The 5,355-nt window shown below is 70.4% G+C and carries 1 protein-coding gene; it reads left to right on the top strand.

Features of this window, described 5'->3' with window-relative positions; genetic code table 11:
* Positions 1-5,355: beta strand repeat-containing protein (locus AC6H42_RS24875; RefSeq protein ID WP_497549191.1), on the top strand; the 5,355-nt coding region annotated here is incomplete at both ends.

Genomic DNA, 5,355 nt, shown 5'->3' on the forward strand with positions numbered 1-5,355 from the left:
GGGCGGCGAGATCCAGCTGCTGGGCGAGCGCGTGGGCCTGACCGGCGACGCGGCGGTGGACGCCAGCGGCGCGGCCGGCGGCGGCACGGTGTTGATCGGCGGCGACTACCAAGGCAAGAACGCGGCGGTGCCGCATGCGCAGCAGACCCATATCGGCGCCGACGCCAGCGTGCGCGCCGACGCCACCGGGCAGGGCGACGGCGGCAAGATCATCGCCTGGAGCGACGGCGACACCCGCGTCTTTGGCAGCCTGTCGGCACGCGGCGGCCAGGCCGGCGGCAACGGCGGCCTGGTGGAAACCTCCGGCCATTACCTGGACATGCAAGCCAGGGTCGATACCCGCGCCCAGGCGCCGGGCGGCAAGACCGGCACGCTGCTGCTGGACCCGACCGACATCTACATAGCCGCCGATGCCGCCACTGCCTCCTATGGCGGCATGCTGGGCGACGCGCCGCAGCTGAGCGGCGCGGCCGGGGTGTTCCTGCCGGCCGGCGCGGTGCGCGACTCGCTGCTCACCACCGGCACGCTGCAGAACACGCTGCTCACCACCGACGTCACCATCCAGACCGCCAACGCGGCCGGCACCGGCGACGGCTCCATCCACGTCATCAGCCCGCTGGCCTGGTCCACCAGCAACAGCCTGACGCTGAACGCGGACAAGAATATCAACCTGAAGGCGGCCATCGCGGCGCCCAACGCCGCGCTCAACCTGCATGCCGGCGGCGCCATCGTGCAAACCACCAGCCCGGTTGACGGCCTGACGGTGAAAAGCCTGGGCGCGCTGGCCGCCACCGACATCACGCTGGATAACAGCGGCAACAGCATTGCCGGCACTGCCACGCTGAACGCCGGCAGCGGCAATATCACGCTGAGCGGCGCCAGCATCAACCTGGGCAGCAGCAGCGCGGGCGGCACGCTCACGGCCACTGCAGCCACGGGCGATCTCACCGTCAGCGGCACGGTCAACGCCGGCGGCGCGGTGAGCCTGTCCACGCAGCGCAACGGCAACTACCGCATCACGAACAGCGGCGCCATCGCTTCGCAGAGCAGCATTGCGCTGAAGAGCGGCAAGATGAGCTTGTCCGGCGGCACCCTGTCGGGGCCATCGGTGCTGCTGGAATCGGACAACGCCATCAACCTGGGCGCCACCGGCAACCCGGCCGATACGCTGGCCCTTACCAGCGGCGACCTGGCCTCGGTGCAGGCGGGCGAACTGCAAGTGGCGGTGGGCGCCGGGCACAGCGGTGCAGGCGACCTCGTCATGAGCGCGCCGATTTCCTTTGGCAACAAACTGGTGTTGAGCGCGCGGGGCGGCATCGCCATCCAGGCTGCGCTTGCCACCGGCGAGCTGACGCTGAGCGCGCCGGGCGAGATTACCGCCACCGGCAGCGTTGCCGTGGCCGGTACCTTCAACCTGCTGGCCGGCAACTGGAGCCAGAACACCAGCACGCTGCCGGCCTTCAGCGCCGGCGACTTCCGCCTGAGCGGCGGCTCCTTCCTGCGCGCGCGCGGCGGCAACGGCAGCGCCGACACGCCCTACGCGCTGGCGGACGTCTACGGTTTGCAGGGCGTCGCCAGCCTGCCCAATTCGCAGTCCTACGTGCTGGACAACACTATCGATGCCAGCGGCACCAGCGGCTGGAACGGCGGCGCCGGCTTCACGCCCATCGGCAATAGCGACTACGCCTATAGCGGCACCTTCGACGGCGACGGCAAAAGCATCAACGGCCTGGTGATCAACCGCGCCGGCATCGACAACGTGGGGCTGTTTGGCTATTTCGCCGGCAGCATCAGCGATCTGACGCTGGCGGGCGGCAGCGTGACCGGCAGCAAGAACGTGGGCGCCGTGGTGGGCGCCACCGGCGGCGCCAGCGGCCACCTGTTCAACGTGCACAGCAGCGCAGCGGTGAGCGGCATCGGCAACGTGGGCGGACTGGCCGGCTACAGCGGCGCGCAACTCGTCAACGCCAGCAGCAGCGGCGCGGTGCACGGCGGCTACGCGCCGGAGTTCGCCTCCAATATCGGCGGCCTGGTGGGCTACAACTTCGGCGCCATCAGCGGTTCGCACTCGAGCGCCAGCGTGACCACCGCCGGCCAGGGCTATGCCGGCGGCCTGGTGGGCGCCAACTATTCCAGCGCGCAAGGCAACGGCAGCATCGACAATTCTTATGCCACCGGCGCGGTTAGCTCCAGCGGCGAAATCGTCGGCGGCCTGGTGGGCGACAACGCCGGCGGCGCCATCAGCGCGTCGTATGCGTCCGGCAGCGTGCTGGGCGGCCGCAACGTGGGCGGCCTGGCGGGGCGCAACAGCACCGGCTATGCGGGCAACGGCACGATGGTGAATGTGTACGCCAGCGGCGCGGTCGGCGCGCATGCCGCCCCCGCCCTGATCAATCCGGCGGACAATATGGGCGGGCTGCTGGGCGAGAACCTGGCCGGCAGCGTGACCAATGCATTCAGCAGCAGCACCATCACGGGCGGCAGTTTCGACCATGTCGGTGGCCTGGTCGGCCAACTGAGCAGCGGCAGCGTGACGCACGGCTACTTCGACGCCGTCAAGGCCGGCACCAGCGCCGACGCCGCTGGCGCCACGGCGCTGACGCCGGCGCAGATGATGCAGCAATCGAGTTTCGCCGGCTTCAACTTCAGCGACGGACCGGTGTGGCGCATCTATGAGGGCTACACCACGCCGCTGCTCAAGAGCCTGCTCAAACCGCTCACCGTGACAGTCAGCGGCGACCAGAGCCGGGTCTATGACGGCACGTTGGGCGCCGTCTTCGGCGGCACCAGCAGCGGCGCCGGCTTTATCGACGGCGACACCGCCACGCAGGGCAGCCTGGGCTGGGCCGGCGCGCGCAACGTGGGCACTTACGCGGTTGGCGGGCTGTGGTCGACCAAGTACGACATCAGCTATGCCGGCAGCGCGCAGCTGAGCATCACACCGCGCACCCTGCTGGCCCAGGTGGGCGGCAGCAAGGTGTACGACGGCACGCTGACCCTGGCCGCCGCCAACCAGACGGTGACCTTTGCCAACGCCGTGGCCGGCGACGACGTGGCCGCCACCTTCTCGGCCCTGTTCGCCGACAAGCACGCCGGCAGCGGCAAGCCGCTCACGCTGAGCGAGGGCCAGCTGAGCGGCGCCAGCGCCGCCAACTACGTGCTGGGCACTGCCAGCAGCGGCGGCGCGGAGATCAAGCGCGCACCGCTGACGGTGAGCGGCATCAGCGGCGTGACCCGGGTCTACGACGCCACGCTGGCCGCCAGCATCAGCGGCACGCTGACGGCTGCCGGCATCGATGGCGACCAGGTTGGCGCGGTGCTGGCCGGTGGCAGCTATACCTTCAACAACAAGAACGCGGGCGAGGGCAAGCCCATCACCGTGGCGCTGACCCTGAGCGGCGCCGATGCCGGCAACTATCTGCCGTACACGACGGCGCTGGGCACCATCACGCCGGCAGCCCTGGGCCTGGTGTCGGCCAGCGGCGTGAGCCGGGTCTACGACGGCACCAACGCCGCCCAGCTGAGCAACGCCGTGTTCAGCGGCGTGTACAGCGGCGACACCGTGGCGCTGGGCCCGGTCAGCGCGGTGTTCGCCGACAAGAACGTTGGCAGCGGCAAGACCATTACCGTCAACTCGGTGGGCGTGGGCGGCGCCGACGGCGGCAACTACTACGTCAGCACGTCGCCCGCCAGCATAGGCGCCAGCGCCAGCATCACGCCGGCGGCGCTGACGGTGAGCGGCATGGTGGCCAACAACCGCGTCTACAACGGCGGCACCGCCGCCTATGTCGAAGGCGGCAGCCTGAGCGGTGTGATGGGCAACGACGTGGTGGCCCTGAACACCAGCGGCCGCACTGCCGCTTACAGCGACAGGCACGCCGGCAGCGGCAAGGCGGTGACCGTGACCGGGCTGGCGCTGGCTGGCGGCGACGCGGGCAACTACACCTTGTCGGTGCCGGGCCTGACGGCCGACATCACCCAGCTTGAGTCGGTTAGCTGGATCGGCGGCGCCAGCGGCTTGTGGAGCGACGGCGCCAACTGGTACGGCGGCGCCGTACCGGACGCCAGCAATGTGCTGAACGTGGTGCTCACCGGCGGCAGCGGCAGCGTGGTTACCTACGACGCCGGCGCCACTTTCCTGCGCAGCCTGACCGGCAGCGGCGGCCAGGGCCTGACCATCAGCGGCGGCGCACTGACGCTGGGCCAGCACGGCGGCGACGCCTCTGCGCTGAGCGGCATGGTGCGCCTGAACAGCGGCAGCCTGAACCTGGGCGGCGCACTGGCCACTGGCGGCTACACGCAGACCGGCGGCACCCTGGGCGGCAGCGGCAACCTGGCGGCGGGCGCTTTCAGCATGAGCGGCGGCGCGATCGGCGGGCTGGGTACGCTGGCGGTCGGCAGTCAGTTCAGCCAGACCGGTGGCAGCATCGCCACGCCGGGCAACATCATCATCAACCAGGCCAGCGGCAACCTGGTGGTGGGTTCCCTGTCGGCGCTGGAAGCGGTTTCGCTGACGGCGCAAAACGGCAAGATCACGCAGAGCGGCGCGCTCAGCACCGGCAGCCTGCACACCGTGTCGGCCAGCGGCACCACGCTGGACAACAGCGCCAACCATGTGCGCAACTTCAGCGGCAGCAACAGCGGCAGCGGCGGCATCAGCCTGCGCAATGTGCTGAGCGGCAGCGACGAGCTGGGCGTGGGCAACCTGACCACTTCGGGCGGCGGCATCGTGGTTGACAACGTGGGCGGCATCCACACCACAGGCAACCTGAGCGCGCTGGCCGGCGCGGTGTCGTTGACGGCGCACAGCCCGGTACTGGTGAGCCACGTGATTGCCGCCGACAGTATCAATCTGGCGGCCAGCACTGGCATCACGCTGGCCGGGTCATCGGAACTGCTGGCCACGCACGATATCAGCCTGGACGCCGGTACCGGCGTGCAGTTGGGCGGCATACTGGCCAGCACCGCAGGCAGCATCGGCGTGCTGGCGCAGGCCGGTTCCATCACGGCCGCCAGCGGCACATCCATTGCGAGCAGCGGTCCGGCGCGGCTGTCGGCCCTCACCGGCTCGGTAAACGTGGCCAACAGCATGTTCCAGCCAGGCACCATACCGGACATCCGCGACGGTGCGGCTGCCGCTGCGGCCAAGGCCGCGGCGGAAGCGGCAGCGAAGGCGGCAGCCGAAGCGGCTGCCAAGGCGGCAGAGGAAGCGGCGGCCAAGGCGGCGGCCGAAGCGGCAGCCAAGGCGGCGGCCGAAGCGGCGGCCAAGGCGGCAGCCGAAGCGGCGGCCAAGGCGGCAGCCGAAGCGGCGGCCAAGGCGGCAGCCGAAGCGGCGGCCAAGGCGGCAGCCGAAGC

It is taken from the genome of Massilia sp. NBRC 108631 (assembly GCF_059704565.1).